General features: G+C 69.3%; 24 protein-coding genes. 14 read left to right on the forward strand and 10 right to left on the reverse strand.

Annotated features, from left to right (window positions below):
- Positions 1 to 61 precede the first annotated feature (61 nt).
- A complete protein-coding gene (gene serA, locus NFC98_RS00410) occupies positions 62 to 1,312 on the reverse strand; it encodes a phosphoglycerate dehydrogenase (RefSeq protein ID WP_254276308.1) in 1,251 nt (416 codons plus the stop codon).
- 230 nt (positions 1,313 to 1,542) lie between these two features.
- On the opposite strand from serA, the gene NFC98_RS00415 reads away from it, so the two are divergent.
- Genes NFC98_RS00415 through dxs form a run of 3 tightly spaced genes read left to right on the forward strand, consistent with a single transcriptional unit; the run spans position 1,543 to position 4,653 of the window.
- Positions 1,543 to 1,836 (forward strand): exodeoxyribonuclease VII small subunit, encoded by a 294-nt coding sequence (locus NFC98_RS00415; RefSeq protein WP_183330854.1) that lies wholly within the window; start codon positions 1,543 to 1,545, stop codon positions 1,834 to 1,836.
- Entirely contained in the window at positions 1,820 to 2,710 is an 891-nt protein-coding gene (locus tag NFC98_RS00420; protein ID WP_254276309.1) for a farnesyl diphosphate synthase, read from the forward strand. The genes NFC98_RS00415 and NFC98_RS00420 overlap by 17 nt, the downstream gene beginning before the upstream one ends.
- 17 nt (positions 2,711 to 2,727) lie before the next feature.
- The gene (gene dxs / locus NFC98_RS00425) at positions 2,728 to 4,653 is read left to right on the forward strand and encodes a 1-deoxy-D-xylulose-5-phosphate synthase (RefSeq protein WP_254276310.1); all 1,926 of its coding nucleotides are present in this window, start codon (positions 2,728 to 2,730) and stop codon (positions 4,651 to 4,653) included.
- Positions 4,654 to 4,735: 82 nt separating this feature from the next.
- Here dxs and NFC98_RS00430 read toward each other — a convergent pair whose 3' ends face one another.
- Both NFC98_RS00430 and ribA read right to left on the reverse strand, forming a co-directional pair.
- Positions 4,736 to 5,407, reverse strand: coding sequence for a hemolysin III family protein (locus NFC98_RS00430; RefSeq protein ID WP_254276311.1), 672 nt, complete (start codon positions 5,405 to 5,407; stop codon positions 4,736 to 4,738).
- Between the two features lie 54 nt (positions 5,408 to 5,461).
- Entirely contained in the window at positions 5,462 to 6,097 is a 636-nt protein-coding gene (ribA, locus tag NFC98_RS00435) for a GTP cyclohydrolase II (RefSeq protein ID WP_254276312.1), read from the reverse strand.
- Between the two features lie 158 nt (positions 6,098 to 6,255).
- Between ribA and hemE the strand changes: the two genes are divergently transcribed.
- The 6 genes from hemE (at position 6,256) to NFC98_RS00465 (ending at position 12,253) form a co-directional block, all read left to right on the forward strand.
- Complete coding sequence (gene hemE / locus NFC98_RS00440; RefSeq protein WP_254276313.1) at positions 6,256 to 7,332, forward strand: uroporphyrinogen decarboxylase; 1,077 nt, start codon at positions 6,256 to 6,258, stop codon at positions 7,330 to 7,332.
- Positions 7,325 to 7,711, forward strand: a complete 387-nt coding sequence (locus tag NFC98_RS00445) for a VanZ family protein (protein WP_254276314.1) — start codon at positions 7,325 to 7,327, stop codon at positions 7,709 to 7,711. Before hemE ends, NFC98_RS00445 begins: the two co-directional genes overlap by 8 nt.
- A 293-nt stretch (positions 7,712 to 8,004) precedes the next feature.
- Positions 8,005 to 9,030 (forward strand): amino acid ABC transporter substrate-binding protein, encoded by a 1,026-nt coding sequence (locus NFC98_RS00450; RefSeq protein ID WP_254276315.1) that lies wholly within the window; start codon positions 8,005 to 8,007, stop codon positions 9,028 to 9,030.
- 113 nt (positions 9,031 to 9,143) lie between these two features.
- The gene (locus NFC98_RS00455; protein ID WP_254276316.1) at positions 9,144 to 10,334 is read left to right on the forward strand and encodes an amino acid ABC transporter permease; all 1,191 of its coding nucleotides are present in this window, start codon (positions 9,144 to 9,146) and stop codon (positions 10,332 to 10,334) included.
- 10 nt (positions 10,335 to 10,344) lie between these two features.
- Positions 10,345 to 11,445, forward strand: a complete 1,101-nt coding sequence (locus tag NFC98_RS00460) for an amino acid ABC transporter permease (protein WP_254276317.1) — start codon at positions 10,345 to 10,347, stop codon at positions 11,443 to 11,445.
- A 79-nt stretch (positions 11,446 to 11,524) separates the two neighbouring features.
- Positions 11,525 to 12,253, forward strand: a complete 729-nt coding sequence (locus tag NFC98_RS00465; RefSeq protein ID WP_254277752.1) for an amino acid ABC transporter ATP-binding protein — start codon at positions 11,525 to 11,527, stop codon at positions 12,251 to 12,253.
- Between the two features lie 36 nt (positions 12,254 to 12,289).
- On the opposite strand, the gene NFC98_RS00470 is transcribed toward NFC98_RS00465, so the two are convergent.
- Positions 12,290 to 12,784, reverse strand: a complete 495-nt coding sequence (locus tag NFC98_RS00470) for a hypothetical protein (RefSeq protein ID WP_254276318.1) — start codon at positions 12,782 to 12,784, stop codon at positions 12,290 to 12,292.
- Positions 12,785 to 13,009: 225 nt separating this feature from the next.
- Here NFC98_RS00470 and NFC98_RS00475 point away from each other — a divergent pair, with 225 nt between their 5' ends.
- Positions 13,010 to 13,438, forward strand: a complete 429-nt coding sequence (locus NFC98_RS00475) for a host attachment protein (RefSeq protein ID WP_254276319.1) — start codon at positions 13,010 to 13,012, stop codon at positions 13,436 to 13,438.
- 89 nt (positions 13,439 to 13,527) lie between these two features.
- Here the strand turns inward: NFC98_RS00475 and NFC98_RS00480 are convergent, their stop codons facing one another.
- Positions 13,528 to 14,454: a LysR family transcriptional regulator gene (locus tag NFC98_RS00480; protein WP_254276320.1), complete on the reverse strand. Its 927-nt coding sequence runs from the start codon at positions 14,452 to 14,454 to the stop codon at positions 13,528 to 13,530.
- A 161-nt stretch (positions 14,455 to 14,615) separates the two neighbouring features.
- Between NFC98_RS00480 and NFC98_RS00485 the strand changes: the two genes are divergently transcribed.
- The gene (locus NFC98_RS00485) at positions 14,616 to 15,392 is read left to right on the forward strand and encodes a ferredoxin--NADP reductase (RefSeq protein WP_183330867.1); all 777 of its coding nucleotides are present in this window, start codon (positions 14,616 to 14,618) and stop codon (positions 15,390 to 15,392) included.
- A 192-nt stretch (positions 15,393 to 15,584) separates the two neighbouring features.
- Here NFC98_RS00485 and glnK read toward each other — a convergent pair whose 3' ends face one another.
- The 3 genes from glnK to NFC98_RS00500 all read right to left on the reverse strand — a co-directional run bounded on the left by glnK (position 15,585) and on the right by NFC98_RS00500 (position 17,695).
- On the reverse strand, positions 15,585 to 15,923 hold the full coding sequence (glnK, locus tag NFC98_RS00490) for a P-II family nitrogen regulator (RefSeq protein ID WP_110069051.1): 339 nt from the start codon (positions 15,921 to 15,923) through the stop codon (positions 15,585 to 15,587).
- A gap of 153 nt (positions 15,924 to 16,076) precedes the next feature.
- On the reverse strand, positions 16,077 to 17,327 hold the full coding sequence (locus NFC98_RS00495) for an ammonium transporter (RefSeq protein WP_254276321.1): 1,251 nt from the start codon (positions 17,325 to 17,327) through the stop codon (positions 16,077 to 16,079).
- A 29-nt stretch (positions 17,328 to 17,356) separates the two neighbouring features.
- The gene (locus NFC98_RS00500) at positions 17,357 to 17,695 is read right to left on the reverse strand and encodes a P-II family nitrogen regulator (protein ID WP_106231078.1); all 339 of its coding nucleotides are present in this window, start codon (positions 17,693 to 17,695) and stop codon (positions 17,357 to 17,359) included.
- Between the two features lie 282 nt (positions 17,696 to 17,977).
- Here NFC98_RS00500 and NFC98_RS00505 point away from each other — a divergent pair, with 282 nt between their 5' ends.
- Positions 17,978 to 18,331, forward strand: coding sequence for an accessory factor UbiK family protein (locus NFC98_RS00505; RefSeq protein WP_183330869.1), 354 nt, complete (start codon positions 17,978 to 17,980; stop codon positions 18,329 to 18,331).
- Positions 18,332 to 18,398: 67 nt separating this feature from the next.
- A complete protein-coding gene (locus tag NFC98_RS00510; protein ID WP_254276322.1) occupies positions 18,399 to 19,901 on the forward strand; it encodes a YifB family Mg chelatase-like AAA ATPase in 1,503 nt (500 codons plus the stop codon).
- 1 nt (position 19,902) lies between these two features.
- Here the strand turns inward: NFC98_RS00510 and NFC98_RS00515 are convergent, their stop codons facing one another.
- Complete coding sequence (locus NFC98_RS00515) at positions 19,903 to 20,391, reverse strand: hypothetical protein (protein WP_254276323.1); 489 nt, start codon at positions 20,389 to 20,391, stop codon at positions 19,903 to 19,905.
- On the reverse strand, positions 20,388 to 21,374 hold the full coding sequence (locus NFC98_RS00520) for an alpha/beta hydrolase (RefSeq protein WP_254276324.1): 987 nt from the start codon (positions 21,372 to 21,374) through the stop codon (positions 20,388 to 20,390). The genes NFC98_RS00515 and NFC98_RS00520 overlap by 4 nt, the downstream gene beginning before the upstream one ends.
- A gap of 235 nt (positions 21,375 to 21,609) precedes the next feature.
- Between NFC98_RS00520 and NFC98_RS00525 the strand changes: the two genes are divergently transcribed.
- A complete protein-coding gene (locus tag NFC98_RS00525; RefSeq protein WP_254276325.1) occupies positions 21,610 to 23,784 on the forward strand; it encodes a malate synthase G in 2,175 nt (724 codons plus the stop codon).
- Positions 23,785 to 23,805 lie beyond the last annotated feature (21 nt).

Raw genomic sequence — 23,805 nt, forward strand, 5'->3', positions numbered from 1 at the left:
CGCGAAGGGCCGCCGTGTCGTGGCGACACGGCGGCCCCGGGCGGTGCGGCGGCGAGGGGGGTTACGCCGCGCTGTTGGTCTCGGAGTAGAGCACGCGGACCTTGAGGGTGTGCTCGACCTGGCGCAGGGCCTCGAGGGCCTGGGGGCCATAGGCCTTGTCCACGTCGATCACCACGTAGCCGACCTTCTCGTTGGTCTGCAGGTACTGACCGGAGATGTTGATGTCATTCTCGGAGAGCACCCGGTTGATCTCGGAGAGCACCCCCGGCACGTTGTCGTGGATGTGCAGCAGGCGATGCTTGTCCGGGTGGGCCGGCAGGGCGACCTCGGGGAAGTTGACCGAGGTGACGGTGGTGCCGTTGTCGGAGTAGGTGATCAGCTTCTCGGAGACCTCGATGCCGATGTTCTCCTGGGCCTCCAGGGTGGAGCCGCCCACGTGGGGGGTCAGGATCACGTTGTCCATGCCGCGCAGCGGGCTGACGAACTCCTCGTCGTTGCCCTTGGGCTCCACCGGGAAGACATCGATGGCGGCGCCGTTGAGGCGGCCGGCCGCGAGGGCCTCGGCGAGGGCCTCGATCACTACCACGCTGCCGCGGGAGGCATTGATCAGGATGCCGCCCTCCTTCATGCGGGCGATCTGCTCGGCGCCGATCATCCATTTGGTGGAGGGCAGCTCGGGCACGTGCAGGCTGACCACGTCGGCGCGGGCCAGCAGGTCGTCGAGGCTGGCCACCTGGCGGGCGTTGCCCATGCCCAGCTTGGTCACCACGTCATAGTAGATGACGTCGAAGCCCAGCGACTCGGCCAGCACCGAGAGCTGCGAGCCGATGCTGCCGTAGCCGACGATCCCCAGGGTCTTGCCGCGGGCCTCATGGGAGTTCTTCGCCGACTTCAGCCAGCCGCCGCGGTGGGCGCGGGCGTTCTTCTCGGGGATGCCGCGCAGCAGCATGATCGCCTCGGCCAGCACCAGCTCGGCCACCGAGCGGGTGTTGGAGTAGGGGGCGTTGAACACCGGGATGCCGCGTACCAGGGCCGCGTTGAGGTCGACCTGGTTGGTGCCGATGCAGAAGCAGCCCACGGCCACCAGCTTCTCGGCGGCGGCGAAGACCCGCTCGGTGAGCTGGGTGCGCGAGCGGATGCCGATGAAGTGGACATCGCGGATCTTCTCGATCAGCGCCGCCTCGTCCAGCGAGGTGGGCAGGCGCTCGATGTTGGTGTATCCCGCGTTGTGCAAATTGTCCACCGCGCTCTGGTGGATCCCCTCGAGCAGCAGGATCTTGATCTTGCTCTTTTCCAGGGACGTCTTGGCCATGGTCGAATCAACCCCTTTCGGCGCGAGCCGCATGCAGTGTCAGGTAAGGTGAGAGGGCGCCGATTCTACCACAGGCGTCGGATGAGCCAGGATGAAAATGCTGCGCGCCATGATGAAGTGCATGCATGTTCGCCGATGCGGTGCCGGGGCAGACGACCCCCGGGGGGGAGCGTGTATACTGTCGCCTTTCGGCAATCCCCACCGACCCGAGGATCGTGGCAGACACAACCATGGCAGAGCGCAACGAGCGGCCGGACGGCCCCCAGGCCGGCGAGGCGGCCACGATGGACTTCGCCGCCACCGTCGAGCGGCTGGAGCAGCTGGTGGAGCGGCTGGAGTCCGGCGAGCTGTCGCTGGAGGGCTCGCTGTCCGCCTTCGAGGAGGGCGTGCGGCTGACCCGCGACGCCCAGCGCCGCCTCGACGAGGCGGAGCTCAAGGTGCGGACCCTCACCGAGGGGCCGGACGGGGGCGTCGAGCTCGAGCCCTTCGCCGCCCCGCCGGCGGAGGATGACGGTGAGCGCTGACACCCTGGCGGCCCGCCTGGCCGCGGACCGAGCCCGGGTGGATGCCGGGCTGGAGGCGCTCTTTGTCGATCGCGCGGCGCCCGCGCCCCGGCTCGACGCCGCCATGCGCCACGGCGTGCTGGTGGGGGGCAAGCGGCTGCGCCCGGTGCTGGTCTATGCCGCCGGCCGCGCCCTGGGCGCGGAAGCCGCCGACCTCGACGCCCCGGCCATGGCCATCGAGCTGGTCCACGCCTACTCCCTGGTCCACGATGACCTGCCGGCCATGGACGACGACGACCTGCGCCGCGGCCAGCCCACGGTGCACCGTGCCTTCGACGAGGCCACGGCGATCCTGGCCGGCGATGCCCTCCAGGCGCTGGCCTTCGAGGTGCTGGCGCGGGCCGGTCATCCACGGCTCCCGGCGCTGACCCTTGCCCTGGCCGAGGCCGCCGGCCGCGACGGCATGGTGGCCGGCCAGGCGCTGGACCTCGCCGCCGTGGGCGGCCACCCCGATGTCGAGGCCCTGGCCACCATGCATGGCCACAAGACCGGCGCGCTGATTCGTGCGGCCGTGCGCCTGGGTGGCCTGGTGGCGGTGGACGAGGCCGACCCGCGCTTGGCGGCCCTGGGGGCCTACGCCGGGGCCATCGGCCTGGCCTTCCAGATCCACGACGACGTGCTCGACGTCACCGGCGATACCGCCACCCTGGGCAAGGCCTCCGGGGCCGATGCCGCCCGGGACAAGCCCACCTATCCGGCCCTGCTCGGGCTGGAGGGGGCCCGTCGCCGGGCCGCCGAGCTGGTCGAGCAGGCCGTCGCCGCCCTGGAGCCGCTGGGCGAGCCCGCCATGCCGCTGGCGGCGCTGGCGCGATACATGATCGAGCGTGACCACTGACACGACAAGATGAGCCCATGAAGCTGTTCGATGACATTCCCGTCGAGCGTCCGGCCACGCCGCTGCTCGACACCCTGGAGACGCCGGCCGCGCTGCGCGCCATGACCACCGCGCAGCTGGCGCAGGTGGCCGACGAGCTGCGCGCCTACCTGCTCTACAGCGTCGGGGTCTCCGGGGGGCACTTCGGGGCCGGCCTTGGTGTCGTGGAGCTCACCGTGGCCCTGCACCAGGCGCTGGAGACCCCCCATGACCGCCTGGTATGGGACGTGGGCCACCAGGCCTACCCCCACAAGATTCTCACCGGGCGCCGCGAGGCGATGCCGAACATCCGCCACTACGGCGGCCTGGCGGCCTTTCCGCGCCGCGCCGAATCGGAGTACGACACCTTCGGCGTGGGCCACTCCAGCACCTCCATCTCGGCGGCCCTGGGCATGGCCCTGGCCGCCCGCGCCTGCGGCGAGCAGCGCCGCGTCTGCGCGGTGATCGGCGACGGCGCGCTGACCGCGGGCATGGCCTTCGAGGCCCTGGCCCACGCCGGCCACGTGGACGCCAACCTTCTGGTGGTGCTCAACGACAACGAGATGTCGATCTCCGAGAACGTCGGCGGCATCGCCAGCTACCTGGCGCGGATCCTGGCCAGCAAGCCCTATACCACCATGCGCGAGGGCGGCAAGAAGGTGCTCTCCCACCTGCCCGGGGCCCTGGAGCTGGCGCGGCGCACCGAGGAGCACATGAAGGGCATGATCAGCCCGGCCACGCTCTTCGAGGAGATGGGCTTCAACTACATCGGTCCCATCGATGGCCACGACCTGCCGTTGCTGGTGCAGACCCTGCGCAACATGCGCGACCTGGAGGGGCCCCAGTTCCTGCACGTCAAGACCCGCAAGGGGCGCGGCTTCCTGCCCGCCGAGGCGGACCCCATCGGCTACCACGCCATCACCAAGCTCGAGAAGAACGGCGAGGTGCCGCCGCCGCTCAAGCCCGTCAGGCCGCCGGCAAGCCCGCCCTCCCCGCCGAAGAAGAAGTACTGCAACGTCTTCGGCGACTGGCTGTGCGACATGGCCGCCGCCGACCCGCGGCTGATCGGCATCACCCCGGCCATGCGCGAGGGCTCCGACCTGATCCGCTTCTCCCGGGAGTACCCGGAGCGTTACTTCGACGTGGCCATCGCCGAACAGCACGCCGTGACCCTGGCCGCCGGCATGGCCTGCGAGGGCATGAAGCCGGTGGTGGCGATCTACTCGACCTTCCTGCAGCGCGGCTACGACCAGCTGATCCACGACGTGGCGGTGCAGGCGCTCGACGTCACCTTCGCCATCGACCGCGCCGGCCTGGTGGGCGAGGATGGCCCCACCCACCACGGCAGCCTGGACCTCTCCTACCTGCGCTGCGTGCCCGGGCTGGTGGTGCTGGCACCGGCCGACGAGGCGGAGTGCCGCGCCATGCTGAGCGCCGCCTATCACCACCCCGGCCCCGCCGCGGTGCGCTATCCCCGGGGCACCGGCCCCGGGGTCGAGATCCCCGCCCACCTGGCGCCCATCGCCATCGGCCAGGCCCAGGTGTGCCGCGAGGGCAGCGCCGAGCCGGGCCGCCGGGTCGCCCTGCTGGCCTTCGGCAGCCTCAACACGCCGGCGGTGCGGGTGGCCGAGGCGCTGGATGCCAGCCACCTCAACATGCGCAGCATCAAGCCGCTGGACCGCGAGGCGGTGCTGGCCGCCGCCGCGGACCACGACCTGCTGGTGACCCTGGAGGAGAACGTGGTGGCTGGCGGCGCCGGCAGCGCGGTCAACGAGCTGCTGGCCGCCGAGGGCGTGAAGACGGAGGTGCTCAACCTGGGGCTGCCCGACGCCTTCGTCGAGCACGGCAAGCCTGCCGAACTGCTGGCCGAATGCGGCCTGGATGCCGAAGGCATCGAAGCGGCGATCCGCGCCCGGCTGCCCTGAGCGCTCCTCGCCTCCAGCGGCCGACGCCGCCCTGCCGCCCCGTCTCCCTCGAAGGGGAGACGGGGCGGTCGACTGTCCGGGGTCAGGCGCCGTAGGGCAGCACGGCGGTATAGACCGCGAAGTAGTGGCAGGCGCTGCCGCCCAGCACGAACAGGTGCCAGATGACGTGGTTGAAGGGGATCGCGCGGATGGCGTAGAAGAGCACGCCGAGGGTGTAGGTGAGGCCGCCGGCCACCAGCAGGGCGATGCCCGTGGCGGACAGCCGCTCGGCCATCTCGCCGCCGGCGAAGAGGATCAGCCAGCCCATGAGCAGGTAGATCCCCACGCGCAGCGCCGCGAAGCGGTGGGGCCAGAGCAGCTTGCAGGCGATGCCCCCCAGCGCCAGGGTCCAGACCACGGCGAACAGCGTCCAGCCGGTGGGCCCGCGCAGGTTGACCAGCAGGAAGGGCGTGTAGGTGCCGGCGATCAGCAGGTAGATGGCGCAGTGGTCCAGCAGCTGGAACAGCCGCTTGAGGCGCGGATGGCGAACGCCATGGTAGAGCGTCGAGGCAGTGTAGAGCAGCACCAGGCTGGTGCCGTAGAGGCCGATCCCGGCCAGCTTCCAGGGGTCGATCTGGGCAGACAGGCTGGCCATCACCAGCAGCACCGTGGCCCCCGCCAGGCTCAGCACCGCGCCGATGCCATGGCTGATGCTGTGCAGCCACTCCTCGGCGACGCTGAAGGGAGTCTCCGGTTCACGTAATGGGCGGTTCATCGGGCCTCCTCCCCCGTCAGGGGGTTGCCCCGATGGCGGGAAGGGCTCCCCTCCTCAGGGCTTGCGTTCGATGTCTACGTCGCTAGCCTGGGTGAAGTCGCCCAGCGCCATCATGTGGCCAAGCTTGCCGGCCTTGGTGGACAGGTACTGCTCGTTGTGGGGGTTCAGGCCGGTGGTCAGCGGGACCCGCTCAACAACGCGCACGCCGGCGCTGGTCAGGGCCTCGACCTTGCGCGGGTTGTTAGTCATCAGTCTAAGCGATGCGACGCCAAGGTGCTCGAGCATCGGCACGCAGAGGTCATAGCGGCGCAGGTCGGCACCGAAGCCGAGGCGCTCGTTGGCCTCCACGGTGTCGGCGCCCTGGTCCTGCAGGTGGTAGGCGCGGATCTTGTTGAGCAGGCCGATGCCGCGTCCCTCCTGGCGCAGGTAGAGCAGCATCCCGCGTCCCGCCTCGGCGATGCGTTTCAGCGCCTCCTGCAGCTGGTAGCCGCAGTCGCAGCGCATCGAGAACAGCGCATCGCCGGTCAGGCACTCGGAGTGGACCCGCCCCAGCACCGGCTCGCCATCGGCGACGTCGCCGAGCGTCAGGGCGATATGGTCCTTGCCGGTGGCCTCATCCTCGAAGCCATGCATGGTGAAGGTGGCCCAGGGGGTGGGCAGCCGGGAGGCGGCGATGAATCGGATCGTCACGGGGTACCTCGGTGTCAGGCCCTTCTTTGACCACGGCAGGGCGATGCCGGCGGGTGGGGGCCTATTCTAGCAGGAAGCCGCGCCGGGCTCACGACCGCAGCCCCAGGCGCCATGATCGGGTACAATATGGCCCACATTTCCCGTGGATGACCGCCTGCATGGAACTCAAGAACGATCGCTTTCTGCGCGCCCTGGCGCGTCAGCCTGTGGACCGCACCCCGGTATGGATGATGCGCCAGGCCGGCCGCTACCTGCCGGAGTATCGCGCCACCCGCGCCGAGGCCGGGAACTTCATGGACCTCTGTCGCAACCAGGACCTGGCCTGCGAGGTCACCCTGCAGCCTCTGGAGCGCTACCCGCTGGATGCGGCGATCCTCTTCTCGGATATCCTCACCATCCCCGATGCCATGGGGCTGGGGCTCTACTTCGAGACCGGCGAGGGACCCAAGTTCCGCAAGCCGGTGCGCAGCGCCGAGGACGTGGCGGCGCTCGCCGTGCCCGACGCCGAGCGCGACCTGGACTACGTGATGCGCGCGGTCTCCACCATCCGTCGCGAGCTGAACGGCCGGGTGCCGCTGATCGGCTTCTCCGGCAGCCCCTGGACCCTGGCCACCTACATGGTCGAGGGCAGCTCCAGCAAGGACTTCCGCCACGTCAAGACCATGCTCTACGACACGCCCAGCGTGATGCATGACCTGCTCGACACCCTGGCCACGGCGGTCACCGAGTACCTCAACGCCCAGATCCGTGCCGGCGCCCAGGCGGTGCAGATCTTCGACACCTGGGGCGGGGCGCTCTCCACTCCCGCCTACCTGGAGTTCTCGCTGCGCTACATGGAGCAGATCGTCGCCGGCCTGATCCGCGACCACGACGGCAGGCGCGTGCCGGTGATCCTGTTCACCAAGAACGGCGGCCAGTGGCTCGAGGACATCGCCCTGGCGGGCCCCGATGCCGTGGGCATCGACTGGACCACCGAGCTCGCCGACGCCCGCGCCCGGGTCGGCCACAAGGTGGCCCTGCAGGGCAACCTGGACCCGAACGTGCTGTTCGCCCGCCCGTCGGCGATCCGTGCCGAGGTGGCGCGCATCCTCGACAGCTACGGCGCCGGCCCCGGGCACGTGTTCAACCTGGGCCACGGCATCAGCCAGTTCACCGACCCCGACAACGTCACCGCCTTCATGGAGGCGCTGCATGAGCTGAGCCCGGCCTACCACCGCCGGATCCAGCATGGCTGACGAGGCCTGGCGGAACCGGCTGAAAAGCCTGCATGACCGGCGCCGCCTGTGGGCGGCGCTGGCCGTCCTGGGGGCGCTGGCCATCGCCCTGGGCAGCCTGACGCCGGGCAGCGAGATGCCCTCGAACCTGCCCTGGGACAAGCTCAACCACTTCGTCGGCTACGCCGGCCTGGCCGGGCTGATCGGCCTGGCCGGGGTGCGCCTGCCGCGTGCCTTCCTGGCCGCCGTGCTCTTCGGCATCGCCATCGAAGTTGCCCAGGTCCCGGTGCCGGGGCGCAGCGGCGGCGACTGGGCCGACATCCTCGCCAACTCCCTCGGCGCCGCCTTCGCGGTGGTGCTGCTCCACCTGCTGCGGCGGGGACTCTGGCCGCGGCCCTGAGCCGCGAGAGTCCCGCCGGCTACCCCCCTGCGCCCCGCTGCCGAGACCGGCCGCGGGGCGCCTCGCGTTCGGCGCAATGGACGCACCGCCATGGTGCCGCGGGGCCCTGCCGTGCGCCAGGGCGGCGCCGTGGCAGCGTCATCGGGGCGGGGATTCCACTCCCCCGGCAGCGTTGAAAGCGCAGGATTCCTGGCACCCGGCGGATATGGAATGATCCTTGCTGCAGTCAGCGCGCATGCTGCGGGCATGCGTGACAACACGAACAACACTCCAAGATGCGAGGGAAGATCCCCATGCTGAATAACAACAAGCTGCTCCTGCTGGCCTCCGCCGGCGCCATGGCCTTCGCGGCCACCTCCGTCGCCCAGGCCTCCACCCTCGACGAGACCCGCGACCGTGGTGCCGTGCAGTGCGGCGTCAGCGATGGCCTGCCGGGCTTCTCGGCCCCGGACGACGAGGGCGAGTGGCAGGGCCTGGACGTCGACGTCTGCCGTGCCGTGGCGGCCGCGGTGTTCGGCGACTCCGAGGCGGTGCGTTACGTGTCCCTCAACGCCGTGGAGCGCTTCACCGCGCTGCAGTCCGGCGAGGTGGACGTGCTCTCCCGCAACACCACCTGGACCACCACCCGCGACACCACCCTGGGCCTCAACTTCACCGGCGTGACCTTCTACGACGGCATCGGTTTCATGATCCACCGCGACATGGGCATCGAGAGCGCCAAGGAGCTCGACGGCGCGGCGATCTGCGTGCAGTCCGGCACCACCACCGAGCTCAACGTGGCCGACTACTTCCGCGCCAACGACATGGAGTTCGACCCCATCGTCTTCGACACCTCCGAGCAGACCGTCGGCGGCTACGAGGCGGGCCGCTGCGACGTGCTGACCTCCGATACCTCCCAGCTGGCGGCGCTGCGCATCCAGCTCGCCGAGCCGGACGCCTCCATGATCCTGCCGGAGATCATCTCCAAGGAGCCGCTGGGCCCGGTGGTGCGTCAGGGCGACGACCAGTGGTTCAACATCGTCAAGTGGTCGCTGTTCGCCATGCTCAACGCCGAGGAGATGGGCATCACCCAGGACAACGTCGACGAGATGCTCGAGTCCGAGGATCCTGACGTCGCGCGCCTGCTCGGCCAGGACGGCAACTACGGCGAGGGCATGGGGCTCTCCGCCGACTGGGCCTACAACATCATCAAGCAGGTGGGCAACTACGGCGAGACCTTCGACCGCAACGTCGGCATGGGCTCCCCGCTGGAGATCGAGCGCGGCATCAACGCCCTGTGGACCGAGGGCGGCATCCAGTACGCCCCGCCGATCCGCTGAGTGGCCTGCCCCGGTGCCGCCCGGTGCCGGGGCACCGACCCGACCGTCGCCCCGGGGATCCCGGGCCGGCGGTCCCGCACGCTGCTTGACGGATCCAGGCGGAGACCTTCCCCATGTCCACAAGACCCCAGGCCCGGCCGGCGGGCCCCAGGCCGCCGTTCTGGCGCGACCGTGCCAAGCGGGCGCTGATCTTCCAGCTGCTGCTGGTGGCCGCCGTCGCGGCCTTCCTGATCTTCATCATCGGCAATACCCAGGCGAACCTCGCCCAGCGAGGCATCACCACCGGCTTCGGCTTCCTCAATAACACCGCGGGCTTCGGCATCGTCCAGAGCCTGATCGACTACTCCTCCCAGAGCACCTACGGCCGCACCTTCCTGGTCGGGCTGCTCAATACCCTGCTGGTCTCGGCCCTCGGCGTGCTGGCGGCGACGATCATCGGCTTCACGGTGGGGATCGCCCGGCTGTCGCCCAACTGGCTGATCGCACGGCTGGCCAGCGGCTACATCGAGATCTTCCGTAACATCCCGCTGCTGCTGCAGATCTTCTTCTGGTACTTCGCCGTGCTGCGCGCCCTGCCGAGCCCCCGGGACAGCATCTCCCTGGGCGAGGCGGTGTTCCTCAACGTGCGCGGCCTGTTTCTGCCGGAGCCGCTCTTCGAGTCCGGCTTCGGCCTGATCCCGCTGGCCCTGGCCGTCGCCGTGGTCGCCAGCATCGCCCTGGTGATCTGGAACCGACGCCGCCACGAGGCCACCGGCCGGCGCCTGCCGGCGGGCTGGATATCCCTGGCACTGATCGTCGGCCTGCCGCTCGCGGTGCTGGTCGCCACCGGGGTGCCGGTGACCTGGGATGTGCCGGAGCTGCGTGGCTTCAACTTCCGCGGCGGCATCACGGTGATCCCGGAGTTCCTGGCCCTGTGGCTGGCGCTCTCCATCTACACGGCCTCGTTCATCGCCGAGATCGTGCGCTCGGGCATCCAGGCGATCCCCCACGGCCAGACCGAGGCGGCCCAGGCGCTGAGCCTGCCCCAGGGGCTGGTGCTGCGGCTGGTGGTGGTGCCCCAGGCGCTGCGGGTGATCATCCCGCCGCTCACCAGTCAGTACCTCAACCTGATCAAGAACTCCTCGCTGGCCACCGCCATCGGCTACCCGGACCTGGTCTCGGTGTTCGCCGGCACGACCCTCAACCAGACGGGGCAGGCCATCGAGGTGATCGCCATGACCATGGCGGTCTACCTCACCATCAGCCTGCTGGTGTCGATGTTCATGAACTGGTTCAACGCCCGCGTGGCGCTGGTGGAACGCTAGGAGAGGCGCCATGACACACAACGACAAGATGATCGAGGCGCGGCCGGCGCCGATCCGCACCGTGGGCCCCCTGGCCTGGCTGCGCGCCAACCTGTTCAGCGGCCCGGTCAACACGGTGTTCACCCTGGTGGGCCTCTACCTGCTCTACGTGCTGCTGACGCCGACGATCCAGTGGGCGATCATCGACGCCGACTGGATCGGCACCAGCCGCGACGACTGCTCACGGGAGGGCGCCTGCTGGGTGTTCGTCAACGCCCGCCTGACCCAGTTCATCTACGGGCTCTACCCCCGCGATGAGCTGTGGCGGGTGAATATCGTCTTCGCCGGCTTCGCGGTGCTGATCGCCTGGCTGGCGATCCCGCGGCTGCCCTTCAAGCGCTGGGTGGCCATCGCGACCCTGCTGGCCTTCCCGGTGTTCGCCTACGTGATGCTCTACGGCGGCCACTTCGGCCTGCGGCTGGTGGAGACCCACCGCTGGGGCGGGCTGATGCTGACCCTGATCCTGGCCGTGGTGGGGATGGTGGCGGCCCTGCCCATCGGCATCCTGCTGGCCCTCGGGCGCCGCTCGCAGATGCCCATCGTCAAGAGCTTCTGCGTGGTGTTCATCGAGTTCTGGCGCGGCGTGCCGCTGATCACCATCCTCTTCATGGCTTCGGTGATGCTGCCGCTGTTCCTGCCCACCGGGGTCAGCGTCGACCGCCTGGTGCGGGCGCTGATCGGCATCACCCTGTTCCAGAGCGCCTACATGGCGGAGGTGATTCGCGGGGGGCTGCAGGCGATTCCCCGGGGGCAGGAGGAGGCCGCCGCGGCGCTGGGGATGGGCTATTGGCAGCGCATGGGGCTGATCGTGCTGCCCCAGGCGCTGAAGATGATGATCCCCGGGATCGTCAACACCTTCATCTCGCTGTTCAAGGACACCACCCTGGTGATGATCATCGGGCTCTTCGACCTGCTGGGCATCGTCCAGGCGGCGCTGTCCGACTCCCGCTGGCTGGGCTTCGCCCTGGAGGGCTACGTGTTCGCCGCGTTCATGTTCTGGATCTTCTGCTTCAGCATGTCGCGCTACAGCCAGTACCTGGAGCGGAAACTGCATACCGGCCATCAACGCTAGGCAGCGGCGCCACCCGAATCGAGGAACGACGACAATGAGTGAACAGGCAACCCAGTCCCTGGCCGGCGCCGAGACCCCGATGGTCGAGATGCGCGGCGTCAACAAGTGGTACGGCGACTTCCACGTGCTGAGGGATATCGACCTCACGGTGAAGCGCGGCGAGCGCATCGTCATCTGTGGCCCCTCCGGGTCCGGCAAGTCGACGCTGATCCGCTGCATCAACCACCTGGAGGAGCACCAGCAGGGCGAGATCGTGGTGGGCGGCGTGCCGCTGACCCAGGACGTCAAGCGCATCGAGCAGATCCGCCGTAGCGTCGGCATGGTCTTCCAGCACTTCAACCTCTTCCCGCACCTGACGGTGCTGGAGAACTGCTGCCTCTCGCCCATGTGGGTGCAGAAGAAGTCGCGCCGCGAGGCCGAGGCCCAGGCGATGCAGTACCTGGAGCGGGTGCAGATCGCCGAGCAGGCGCGCAAGTATCCCGGGCAGCTCTCCGGCGGCCAGCAGCAGCGGGTGGCCATCGCCCGCTCGCTCTGCATGCACCCGGACGTGATGCTCTTCGACGAGCCCACCTCCGCGCTGGATCCGGAGATGATCAAGGAGGTGCTCGACGTCATGGTCGAGCTGGCCCGCGAGGGGATGACCATGCTCTGCGTGACCCACGAGATGGGCTTCGCCAAGACCGTGGCCGACCGGGTGATCTTCATGGACCAGGGCCAGATCATCGAGGAGAACGCCCCGGAGCCCTTCTTCAACGATCCCCAGTCGGAGCGCACCCGGCTGTTCCTCAGCCAGATCCTCGGCCACTGAGTCGCGAAGGCCCCCGGCGATGCCGGGGGCGGCGGGTCAGAGCCGTGGCTCCCGACGCTGCGCGGGATCGGGTTCACCTTCGGCGGCCAGGTCCAGCGTCGGTTCGCTGTCGCGCGGGTGCAGGCGCTCGGCGGGACGGGTCACCCGGGGGCGGCCGACGCTCTCCTCGGGGGCGGCCATGGTGCGCGCCTCGCTGGTCCAGGCCGTGTCCTGGCCATGCACCGCCGGCCGGCGGTCGAAGGAGCGCGTCACCACGGCACCCGGCGCGAAGCCGGGGCGCAGGGCCGCCAGATGGTGGGGGAGCAGCCACAGCTCGGCGAGCAGGCGCAGGCCGATGACGGCCAGCAGCCAGGCGCCGCCGCCCAGGGCCAGGCTCGGCCAGGCCTCGGCCCAGCCCAGCGGGGCTAGCCAGGGGCTGCGAGGCGCCAGCCACAGCATCGCGCCGGCCGCGAGGCCGAGCTGGAGCAGCAGGTGACAGGTGATCAGGGTGGTGCGGCCCAGAGGGCGGTGGGGAAACAGCAGCTGTCGCATCGGGGGTCCTCCCGGGGGATGCACATCGTGATGATGAGGCCCGCTGGCATCCGTGCCAGCATCACGGGATGCTACCCCAGATCACGCCGCGGTGCAGTTCTCCCGTGCAGCGCCCGATGCGGGTTGACCAACCCGGGCGGGCTTGCCAATGTTGAACCAGAGGCGGGTGCCCAGCGGGAGACCGCGGCACGGCACCCGCCCATCCATCGGCATCAAGGAGCGGCTATGACAACCTATATCGTGGTGGCGGATGCGGCACGGGCCAGGATCTTCACGCGTGATGCCCTCAAGCTGGTCGAGCAGGACAGCCTGGTGCATGCCGCGAACCGGCTGCACGAGGGCGATCTGGTGACCGATCGCGGGGCGGACGTGCACGAGTCCATGTCCACGTCGTCGCGCTCCTCAGGCGGGGAGAGCACCGCCCGCACCCATGAGGAGACGATCTTTGCCAAGGAGGTCGCCGAGCGCATCTACCGGGCCCGCGTCGACAACACCATGGAGAAGCTGATCCTGGTGGCGCCGCCCCGCTTCCTGGGCCAGCTGCGCGACAAGCTCGATGGCCCCACCACCAAGCTGGTGATCCACTCCCTGGCCAAGGACCTCTCCAAGGCCAGCCTGGAGGATATCCAGGAAGCCGTCAGCGACATGCGCTGACCCCGCCCCCAGCCCCGTCTCCTCCCGCGGGCCCGGCCATCGCTGCCGGGCCCGCTGCCGTTGGTGCACAGGACGCGGCGGCGCAGGCGTCAGGGCACCGGCGGCAGGTCGATCTGGTCGCTGCGCGTGATCCCCTCGGTCATCTGGCGACACAGCTTGAGGAACTCGCGCATGCCGGTGGCCAGGTACTTGTGGCGGTGCCAGATGAAGGTGAACTGGCGGCTCAGGTCCAGCTCCGGCGTGGGGATCGGCACCAGGCTGCCGCGGCGAAAGGCGTCGCGCAGCGCCAGCTTGGACACGCAGCCGATGCCGAGCCCGGACTCCACCGCGCGCTTGATCCCCTCGGTGTGCTCCAGCTCGAGCAGGATATTGAAGCGTCCGCGGCGATGGCGGGCGGCCTGTTCCAGGGTCATGCGGGTCCCGGAGCCCTGCTCGCGCATGATCCAGGCCTCGCGCAGCAGCCGCTCCAGCTCCACTTCGCCGGCCCCGGCCAGGGGGTGGCGGGGCGAGCAGAAGACCGCCAGCTCGTCCTCTACCCAGGGCTGGGTGATGATGTCATCCGCCTCGCAGTGCCCTTCGATCAGCCCCAGGTCCAGCTCGTGGTGGCGCACGTCCTCGATGATCGCCCGGGTGTTGCGGACCGCCAGGCGCACCCGGCTGCCCGGGTAGCGCTGCATGAAATCGCTGATCAGCAGGGTGGCCAGGTAGTTGCCGATGGTCAGGGTGGCGCCCACGTCCAGGGTGCCGATGCCCTGCTGGCCGCGCAGCAGCTCCTCCACCTCCTCGGCACGGTCGAGCAGGGCCACCGCCTTGGGCAGCAGCTGGAACCCCAGGGCATTGAGCTTCAGCCGCTTGCCGAGCCGGTCCAGCAGCTGGCAATCGAACTGGCGCTCCAGCTCGGCCAGGGCGGTGCTGGCCGCCGACTGCGAGAGCGAGAGGGCGCGGGCCGCCCGGGAGACGCTCTCGTGCTGGGCCACGGCGACGAAGACCTCCAGCTGGCGCAGGGTGTAGCGCATGGCGCGTGCCTCCTCTGACCTATATCAAAGATATGGATAAGCATTATCCATACAATCCATTTAACAGATAACCCGCCCTCCCTTAGAATTCAACGCAAATATTATCCGCCTATTTATTCTTTTCTAGAATATCAGATGTTCGGGAACATCAAGGAGCCGGCATGAGCAAGTTTGCCCTGGAAGAGGTCCTCAGCGTTCACCACTGGAACGACACCCTGTTCAGCTTCCGCACCACCCGTGAGCGCAGCCTGCGCTTCAAGAACGGCCAGTTCGTGATGATCGGCCTGGAGGTGGGCGGCAAGCCGCTGATGCGCGCCTACTCCATCGCCAGCCCCAACTACGAGGATCACCTCGAGTTCTTCAGCATCAAGGTGCCCGATGGCCCGCTGACCTCGCGGCTGCAGCACCTCAAGGTGGGCGACCAGATCATGGTCAGCCGCAAGCCCACCGGCACCCTGGTCACCGACGACCTGCTGCCGGGGCGCAACCTCTACTTCCTCTCCACCGGCACCGGCCTGGCGCCCTTCATGAGCCTGATCCAGGACCCGGAGGTGTACGAGCGCTTCGAGAAGGTGGTGCTGGTGCACGGCGTGCGCAATGTCAGCGAGCTGGCCTACGCCGACTTCATCCAGCAGGAGCTGCCGGCCCACGAGTACCTGGGCGAGGAGATCGCCGAGAAGCTGGTCTACTACCCCACGGTGACCCGCGAGGACTTCCACACCATGGGGCGCCTCACCGACCATATCCGCACGGGCAAGCTGTTCGAGGATATCGGCCTGCCCCCCATGGATCCCAAGCAGGACCGCGCCATGATCTGCGGCAGCCCGGCAATGCTCGACGAGACCAGCGCGCTGCTCGACGACCTGGGCTTCAAGATCTCGCCGCGGATGGGCGACCCGGGTGACTACGTGATCGAGCGGGCCTTCGTCGAGAAGTAAGCGCCTAGCACCGAGCACCCGGCGCCCAGCAGATCGGCAACGGGCTGGAGTGTCGTGGCGTAAAACGAAAATCCCACCGGATCCGGTATCCGGTGGGATTTTCGTTTGTAACTTGGTCGGCCGCAGGCATCATCCTGCGGCGCTCGGCGCTCGGCGCTCGGCGCTCGGCGCTCGGCGCTCGGCGCTCGGCGCTTACACCGCATCCTTCCCCGTTTCGCCGGTGCGGATGCGGATCACCTGCTCCAGCGGCGTGACGAAGATCTTGCCGTCGCCGATCTTGCCGGTATTGGCCACCTGGGTGATGGCGTCGATCACCTTCTCGGCCATGTCGTCGTCCACGGCGACCTCGAGCTTCACCTTGGGCAGGAAATCGACCACGTACTCGGCGCCCCGGTAGAGCTCGGTATGGCCCTTCTGGCGGCCGAACCCCTTCACCTCGGTCACGGTGATGCCCTGCACGCCGATCTCCGAGAGGGACTCCCTCACGTCGTCGAGCTTGAAGGGCTTGATGATGGCGGTCACCAGTTTCATGGTCGGACTCCTCGTCTGTTCGGTGCGGTGGCCGGGCCACCCGCTTGCGCCTGATTGTCCTCTAGCATACACCGCGCGGGGCGGGAATAAAAAAGGCCCCCGAAGGGGCCAGGAGGAGCACGCCAGCTCACTCGGTGGGCGTCGCCATGGCGATCATTTCTTGGCGACGCTGAACTCGGGATAGGCTTCCATGCCACATTCGGCGAGGTCGACGCCCTCGTACTCCTCTTCCTCGCTCACGCGGATGCCCATCACGGCCTTGAGGATCAGCCAGACGACCAGGCTGGCGCCGAACACCCAGGCGAAGATGCCGACGATGCCGAGCAGCTGAGCACCGTAGCTGGCGTCGGCGTTGGAGAGCGGCACGGCCAGCAGGCCCCAGATGCCGACCACGCCGTGCACGGAGATGGCGCCGACCGGGTCATCGATCTTCAGCTTGTCCAGGGCGACGATGGAGGCCACCACGATGGCGCCGCCCACGACACCGATGAGGGTGGCGCCCAGCGCCGAGGGCGCCAGCGGCTCGGCGGTGATCGCCACCAGCCCGGCCAGGGCGCCGTTGAGAGCCATGGTCAGGTCGGCCTTGCGGAACCACAGCTTGGCCAGGATCAGGGCAGCGATCACGCCGCCGGCGGCCGCGGCGTTGGTGTTGACCATCACTTGGGCGACGTTGTTGGCGGAGTCGACGTCGGAGACCTTCAGCTCGGAGCCGCCGTTGAAGCCGAACCAGCCCATCCACAGGATGAAGGTGCCCAGGGTGGCCAGCGGCAGGTTGGCGCCGGGAATGGCGTAGATGCTGCCGTCCTTGCCGTACTTGCCCTTGCGCGGACCGAGGATCAGCACGCCGGCCAGGGCCGCGGCGGCACCCGCCATGTGCACGATGCCGGAACCGGCGAAGTCGGAGAAGCCGGCGGCGTCGAGCCAGCCGCCGCCCCAGGTCCAGAAACCGGAGACCGGATAGATCACGGCGGTCATCACCACGGCGAAGGCCAGGAAGGCCCACAGCTTCATGCGTTCGGCCACGGCGCCCGAGACGATGGACATGGCGGTGGCCACGAACACCACCTGGAAGAAGTAGTCGGCGCGCATGGAGTAGTAGGGGGCGTCATCGCCGCCGGCCAGCACCGCGTCGACGCTGTTCTCGCCGCCCAGCAGGAAGCCGAGGTTGGGCAGGATGCCCCCCTCGGGGCTGGAGTACATGATGTAATAGCCCACCAGCAGATACATGGTGCAGGCGATGGCGAACAGGGCCACGTTCTTGGTGAGGATCTCGGCGGTGTTCTTGGAACGCACCAGGCCGGCTTCCAGCATCGAGAAGCCGGCGGCCATCCACATCACCAGCACGCCGCAGATCAGGAAGTAGAAGGTATCGAGCGCATAGCTCAATTCGGTCAGTTCACTCATGGCAGTCTCTCCAGGGGCAGGGGGAACGGTCAGACGGCGTCGGCGCCGCGTTCACCGGTGCGGATGCGGATGACGTCCTCCAGCGGGGTGACGAAGACCTTGCCGTCACCGATCTTGCCGCTGTTGGCGGCGCTGCAGATGGCGTCGAGGACCGTCTCCAGGCGCGAGTCGTCCACGGCGACCTCGACCTTGACCTTGGGCAGGAAGTCGACCACGTACTCGGCGCCGCGGTAGAGCTCGGTGTGGCCCTTCTGGCGGCCGAAGCCCTTGACCTCGGTGACGGTGATGCCCTGGACGCCGTTGTCGGCCAGCGCCTCGCGGACGTCGTCCAGCTTGAAGGGCTTGATGATGGCGGTGATGAGTTTCATCCCATGTCTCCACGGTTGGCTTGGATGTCGGCTGCCGGTGCAGGCTTGTCATGCTCAAGCGTAAAGCGTGCCAGTGGGATGAAAATACTCGTATTATCAGTCGGTTGAGGGGTTGTTGTGGACGAAGCGAGCCCGGTCGTCGACTATTCGTCAAGGGTGATGCACCAACAAGGTGCCGGGCCATGGTGCAGATGCGCCATGGCGGGGCGAAAGCCGGACATGCGTTCCGCCCGGGCCATGCGTATCCTGTAGGCGACCCTTGATACGAGCAGGAGAGAGAGCATGGTGAGCCACGACCGCATCAGCCGCCTGGCCCAGCAGATCGGCGACCGCCTCCAGGGCGCGTCCCAGGCGCCAGAAGAGGTGCAGAAGGGCATCCAGCAGGTGGTGCGCGGTGCCTTCGACCGCCTGGAGCTGGTGTCCCGGGAGGATTTCGACATCCTGATGGACGTCCTGCAGCGCACCCGGTCGCGGGTGGAGGCCCTGGAGCAGCAGGTCGCTGCCCTGGAGGCGCTGCTGGAGGAGCGCACCGGCGAGGGGCAGGCCCCGGCCGAACTCGTCTCGGATGGCCCCGAGGCGGGCGACGATGCCGGCGAACCGGAGGAGGATGCCGGCGGCGGCGAAGCCGGTCGCTGAGCCCTTGCCGGGCGCCCCGCCGTCGTCTGGACTAGCCTGAGGGCAGACGACATGCGAGGGATCGCCCATGACGCTGGCCATCGTTCACACCCGGGCCGGGCTCGGCCTGGAGGCTCCCGAGGTGCAGGTCGAGGTGCACCTGGCCAACGGCCTGCCGGGCATGACCCTGGTGGGCCTGCCCGAGGCGGCGGTGAAGGAGAGCCGCGAGCGGGTGCGCAGCGCCCTGGTCAATGCCGGCTTCGACTACCCCCTGCGACGCATCACCCTCAATCTGGCGCCCGCCGACCTGCCCAAGGAGGGCGGACGCTTCGACCTGCCCATCGCCCTGGGGCTGCTGGTGGCCTCGGGACAGGTGCCCCCCGAGGCCCTCGACGGCATCGAGAGCGCCGGCGAGCTGGCGCTGGACGGCCGGCTGCGGCCGGTGACCGGCGTGCTGCCGCTGGCCATGGCCACCCGCCGGAAGGGACGGCGCCTGATCGTGCCGCGGGCCAATGCCGATGAGGCGGCCCTGGCCGGCGACCTCGAGGTGCTCCCCGCCGACCACCTGCTCGAGGTGGTGGCGCACCTGCTGGGCCAGGCGCCCATCGTGCCCCATCGGCTGGCGTCGGCACCGGAGGCCGACACCTCGCTGCCCGACCTCGCCGAGGTCAGGGGACAGTTCCAGGCCCGCCGGGCCCTGGAGGTCGCCGCCGCAGGCGGCCACAATCTGCTGTTCGCCGGCCCGCCTGGCACCGGCAAGACCATGCTGGCCAGCCGCCTGCCGGGCATCCTGCCGCCGCTCTCCGAGGAGGAGGCGCTGGAGGTGGCGGCGGTGCGGTCGGTGAGCGGCCTGCCCCTGGCGGCCGGGTGGGGGCGGCGCCCCTTCCGCGCGCCGCACCATACCGCCAGCGCCGTGGCGCTGGTAGGCGGTGGCTCCAGGCCGCGCCCCGGGGAAATCTCGCTGGCCCACCACGGCGTGCTGTTCCTCGACGAGCTGCCGGAGTTCTCTCGCCACGTGCTGGAGGTGATGCGCGAGCCCATGGAGTCGGGGCAGATCCATATCGCCCGGGCCAGCCACGAGCGTCGCTATCCGGCCCGCTTCCAGCTGGTCGCCGCCATGAACCCCTGCCCCTGCGGCCACCTCGGCGATCCTCGCCAGGCCTGCCACTGCACGGCCGCCCAGATCCAGCGCTACCAGGCGCGCCTCTCCGGCCCGCTGCTCGACCGCATCGACCTGCAGGTTGAAGTGCCGGCGCTGCCGCCGGAGCAGCTCACCGCCGGGGAGGTCGGCGAGTCATCGGCCGAGGTGCGGGCCCGGGTGGTGGCGGCGCGGGCGCGTCAGCTGGCGCGCGGGGGGCTGAATGCCCACCTGGCGGGGCGGGAGCTGGACGCCGCCTGCGACCTGGGGGCGGCAGACCGGGCCTGGCTGGCCGGCGTGCTGGAGCGGTTGAAGCTCTCGGCCCGGGCCTACCACCGGGTGCTGCGGGTGGCCCTGACCCTGGCCGACCTGGCAGGGGCGGCAAAGCCGGAGCGCGAGCAGCTGATCGAGGCGATCGGCTATCGGCAGCTCGATCGTCTGCTCAAGGGCTGACTCACAGCGCGGTGGCGTCCAGGGCGCCTTGGAGGCTCTCTTCCCAGAGGACCTCCTCGCTGCCCGGGCGGCGCAGCACCAGGGTCAGCCGGTAGGGCAGGAGCTCCCGGTCGGAGAGCTGCAGGCGCGGACCATCGGCCATCAGCCGGCTCTCCAGGCGCCACTGGTTGTCGCCGTTGCCCTCGGCCATGGCCTCGTTCCAGTCCAGCACCTGGGGACCCTCGCTCACCGCCAGCAGGGCCCGGGTCAGACTCTCCCGGAAGCGGTCCCGGCCGATGGCGAGGCTGCCGTTCACCTCGGGAGCGGCCAGCAGCAGCACCTGGTCGGACGGCGGGTGGGGCAGGGCGGGGGCCTCCATCACGCGGCCGGCGGCGCGTTCGCCCAGGTTGAGCAGGGCCTGGCGCAGGGTCTCGGGGCGGTCGGGAGCGGCGGCGCAGCCGATCAGCAGCAGCGGCAGCAGGGCCAGCGGGAAGAGCCGGTGGGCAGTCATGGCGGGTCGGTCTCCTGTCGGGAGGCGGTGGGCTCCAGGGCGTCGATGAAGCGGTCCAGGGTGTCGAAGAGCGACTGGCGAATCGGTTCCGCCTCGTTGACCAGGTGGTGGCGCGCCTCGGGGTGGCGGTGGATCTCGGCGTTGGGGAACTTGCGCTCCAGCACGTTGAGGTTCCACTCCCAGTCCACGGTCAGGTCCTGTTCGCCCTGCAGGATCAGGGTCTTCACCGGGTTGGGAGGCAGGGCGAGCAGCCGGGGCATCCAGCGTCGCATGGCGCTGACCCAGCCGATGGCCACGCGGTCGGCCTGCAGCGGGTCGCCTTCGCGCAGGAAGTCGGCGAAGTCGCTGTCGGTGGAGTTGGCGCGGAACTTGCGCGGAATGGAGCGCACGAAGGGTCCCACCAGCAGGTGCAGCCAGCTGGACTGGTTCCAGCCCCAGGGGCGCACCAGCGGTGCCAGCAGGGCGAGGCCGGCCCAGTGGCCGTCGTCGCCGCGGGTCAGCGCATCGGTGGCGAGTATCGCCGCGCCGGTGCTCTGGCCGACCCCGATCCAGGGGCGCGGGGCCAGGCCCGCCTCCTCCAGATGCTGCTGCAGGGCGTGCAGGCAGCCCCCGTAGTCATCGAAGTCGTCGATGGAGGCGCGAGCCCCGCTGGAGAGGCCGTGGCCGGGCAGGTCCCAGAGCACCACCCGCCAGTTGCGGTCGAGCAGGCGCTCCAGCAGGTGGCGATAGAGGCCCAGGTGGTCGAAGTAGCCGTGGACCACGAAGGCGGTGCCGACCGGTCGGGCCGGGCTCCATACCTGGGTCCAGAGGCGAAAGTTGCCGGCCTCCACGTAGCCCACGTGCAGGCCCACGTGCTCGACGAGCAGCGGCGCCAGGCCGTAGTGGCCCAGGTAGCGTTCCAGGTGGTCGCCGCCGGGCGCTGCCGCGGCCGGTGTGACCAGCCTGACGGGACCCAGGGCCTGCAGGGGGGTGAAGTCGCTCATCGAGTCCTCCGCGGGGGCTCACCCATGCTAGCCTCATGCGGTGGGCGAGGCCATCGAATGCGGGCAGTGCCGCGCGTCCTGCCTTATCTTTTGGTCTAGCGAGCGGCGCTGACGGCGGTTTGCGGGTTTACATATGGAAGTATTTTCCACAAAATCCCCTTGATGCAGTCACTCACCCCTGATCCCGGCAGCCCGGCAGCGCACCGGCCGGTTGCCCCGCACGAGGAGATGCACCATGACCCAACGTGTCACTCGCCACCGCCTTCAGGTGGCCGCCGAGCTGGACCGTTTCATCAACGAGCAGGCGCTCCCGGGCACCGGAGTCGACGCCGAGGCCTTCTGGGCCGGCGTCGACGCCCTCTTCCACGATCTGACCCCGAAGAACCGCGAACTGCTCGCCGAGCGTGACCGCCTGCAGGAGCAGCTGGACGCCTGGCATCGCGAGAATCCCGGCCCGGTGGGCGACATGGCCGCCTACCGCGCCTTCCTGAAGGAGATCGGCTACCTGGCCGAGGCACCTGCCAGCGTCGCGGTCACCACCACCAACGTGGACCGCGAGATCGCCGTCCAGGCCGGCCCGCAGCTGGTGGTGCCGGTGAGCAACGCCCGCTATGCGCTGAACGCCGCCAACGCGCGCTGGGGCAGCCTCTATGACGCCCTCTACGGCACCGATGCCATCTCCGAGGAGGACGGCGCCGAGAAGGGCACGAGCTTCAACCCCCGGCGCGGCGAGAAGGTCATCGCCTACGCCCGCGGTGTGCTCGACCGCGCGGCCCCGCTGGCCACCGGCTCCCACCGCGATGCCGTCAAGTACGCCCTGCGTGACGGCCACCTGGTGGTGACCCTGGAGAGCGGCCGCGAGACCGGGCTCAAGGACCCGGGCAAGCTGGTCGGCTTCAGTGGCGACGTCGCCAGCCCCGAGTCGCTGCTGCTGGTCAACCACGGCCTGCACCTGGAGATCCAGATCGACCCCAGCAACCCCATCGGCAAGACCGACCCGGCCGGCATCAAGGACGTCGTGGTCGAGGCGGCGCTGACCACCATCATGGACTGCGAGGACTCCGTGGCCGCGGTGGATGCCGAGGACAAGGTGGGCGTCTACGGCAACTGGCTGGGCCTGATGAAGGGCGACCTGGAGGAGCAGGTCGAGAAGGGCGGCAAGACCATCACTCGCCGCCTGCACGGCGACCGCCGCTGGACCAACGCCGACGGCGAGACCGTCACCCTGCCGGGCCGCTCGCTGATGTTCGTGCGCAACGTCGGCCACCTGATGACCACCCCGGCGGTGCTCGACGCCGAGGGCAACGAGCTGCCGGAGGGCATCCTCGACGGCATCGTCACCGGCCTGATCGCGCTGCACGACCTGAAGAAGGGCGAGGACGAGCCGCGCAACTCCCGCACCGGCTCCATGTACATCGTCAAGCCGAAGATGCATGGGCCGAAGGAGGTCGCCTTCTCCAACGAGCTGTTCGGCCGCGTCGAGGACCTCCTCGGCATGGCCCGCGATACCCTCAAGATGGGCATCATGGACGAGGAGCGCCGCACCACGGTGAACCTCAAGGCGTGCATCAACGAGGCTGCCTCGCGGGTGGTGTTCATCAACACCGGCTTCCTCGACCGCACCGGCGACGAGATGCACACCGCCATGGAGGCGGGCCCGATGATCCGCAAGGGCGACATGAAGGGCGCCGCCTGGATCCAGGCCTACGAGAAGAACAACGTCCAGGTCGGCCTGGCCTGCGGCCTGCGCGGCCGTGCCCAGATCGGCAAGGGCATGTGGGCCATGCCGGACCTGATGGCCGCCATGCTCGAGCAGAAGATCGGCCACCCCAAGGCCGGCGCCAACACTGCCTGGGTGCCGTCGCCCACCGCCGCGACCCTGCACGCCCTGCACTACCACCAGGTGGATGTCACCGCCATCCAGCGCGAGCTGGAGGCCCAGGGCGAGCCGGACTTCCTGGACGACCTGCTCTCCGTACCGGTGGCCGCCGAGGCCAACTGGTCCGACGAGGAGATCCAGCAGGAGCTCGACAACAACTGCCAGGGCATCCTCGGCTACGTGGTGCGCTGGGTCGAGCACGGCGTGGGCTGCTCCAAGGTGCCGGACATCCACGACGTGGGGCTGATGGAGGACCGTGCCACCCTGCGGATCTCCAGCCAGCACATCGCCAACTGGCTGCACCACGGCGTGGTGGATGCCGCGCGGGTCCAGGAGACCCTGGAGCGCATGGCCAAGGTAGTGGACCAGCAGAACGCCGGTGACCCGGAGTACACGCCGATGAGCGCGAACTTCGCGGGCTCCAGTGCCTTCCAGGCCGCCAGCGACCTGATCTTCAAGGGCCGCGTGCAGCCCGCCGGCTACACCGAGCCGCTGCTGCACCACTGGCGCGCCGTGCACAAGGCCAAGTAAGGCGGCAATGCAAGGCGTCGG

This window comes from Halomonas sp. 3H (genome assembly GCF_024206005.1).
In the GTDB taxonomy this organism is placed as follows: Bacteria; Pseudomonadota; Gammaproteobacteria; order Pseudomonadales; family Halomonadaceae; genus Halomonas; species Halomonas campaniensis.

Coding starts and splice junctions, on each gene's coding strand:
- serA (WP_254276308.1), bottom strand. CDS start 1,312: ATGGCCAAGACGTCCCTGGAAAAGAGCAAGATCAAGATCCTGCTGCTC.
- NFC98_RS00415 (WP_183330854.1), top strand. CDS start 1,543: ATGGCAGAGCGCAACGAGCGGCCGGACGGCCCCCAGGCCGGCGAGGCG.
- NFC98_RS00420 (WP_254276309.1), top strand. CDS start 1,820: ATGACGGTGAGCGCTGACACCCTGGCGGCCCGCCTGGCCGCGGACCGA.
- dxs (WP_254276310.1), top strand. CDS start 2,728: ATGAAGCTGTTCGATGACATTCCCGTCGAGCGTCCGGCCACGCCGCTG.
- NFC98_RS00430 (WP_254276311.1), bottom strand. CDS start 5,407: ATGAACCGCCCATTACGTGAACCGGAGACTCCCTTCAGCGTCGCCGAG.
- hemE (WP_254276313.1), top strand. CDS start 6,256: ATGGAACTCAAGAACGATCGCTTTCTGCGCGCCCTGGCGCGTCAGCCT.
- NFC98_RS00445 (WP_254276314.1), top strand. CDS start 7,325: ATGGCTGACGAGGCCTGGCGGAACCGGCTGAAAAGCCTGCATGACCGG.
- NFC98_RS00450 (WP_254276315.1), top strand. CDS start 8,005: ATGCTGAATAACAACAAGCTGCTCCTGCTGGCCTCCGCCGGCGCCATG.
- NFC98_RS00455 (WP_254276316.1), top strand. CDS start 9,144: ATGTCCACAAGACCCCAGGCCCGGCCGGCGGGCCCCAGGCCGCCGTTC.
- NFC98_RS00460 (WP_254276317.1), top strand. CDS start 10,345: ATGACACACAACGACAAGATGATCGAGGCGCGGCCGGCGCCGATCCGC.
- NFC98_RS00465 (WP_254277752.1), top strand. CDS start 11,525: ATGGTCGAGATGCGCGGCGTCAACAAGTGGTACGGCGACTTCCACGTG.
- NFC98_RS00470 (WP_254276318.1), bottom strand. CDS start 12,784: ATGCGACAGCTGCTGTTTCCCCACCGCCCTCTGGGCCGCACCACCCTG.
- NFC98_RS00475 (WP_254276319.1), top strand. CDS start 13,010: ATGACAACCTATATCGTGGTGGCGGATGCGGCACGGGCCAGGATCTTC.
- NFC98_RS00480 (WP_254276320.1), bottom strand. CDS start 14,454: ATGCGCTACACCCTGCGCCAGCTGGAGGTCTTCGTCGCCGTGGCCCAG.
- NFC98_RS00485 (WP_183330867.1), top strand. CDS start 14,616: ATGAGCAAGTTTGCCCTGGAAGAGGTCCTCAGCGTTCACCACTGGAAC.
- glnK (WP_110069051.1), bottom strand. CDS start 15,923: ATGAAACTGGTGACCGCCATCATCAAGCCCTTCAAGCTCGACGACGTG.
- NFC98_RS00495 (WP_254276321.1), bottom strand. CDS start 17,327: ATGAGTGAACTGACCGAATTGAGCTATGCGCTCGATACCTTCTACTTC.
- NFC98_RS00500 (WP_106231078.1), bottom strand. CDS start 17,695: ATGAAACTCATCACCGCCATCATCAAGCCCTTCAAGCTGGACGACGTC.
- NFC98_RS00505 (WP_183330869.1), top strand. CDS start 17,978: ATGGTGAGCCACGACCGCATCAGCCGCCTGGCCCAGCAGATCGGCGAC.
- NFC98_RS00510 (WP_254276322.1), top strand. CDS start 18,399: ATGACGCTGGCCATCGTTCACACCCGGGCCGGGCTCGGCCTGGAGGCT.
- NFC98_RS00515 (WP_254276323.1), bottom strand. CDS start 20,391: ATGACTGCCCACCGGCTCTTCCCGCTGGCCCTGCTGCCGCTGCTGCTG.
- NFC98_RS00520 (WP_254276324.1), bottom strand. CDS start 21,374: ATGAGCGACTTCACCCCCCTGCAGGCCCTGGGTCCCGTCAGGCTGGTC.
- NFC98_RS00525 (WP_254276325.1), top strand. CDS start 21,610: ATGACCCAACGTGTCACTCGCCACCGCCTTCAGGTGGCCGCCGAGCTG.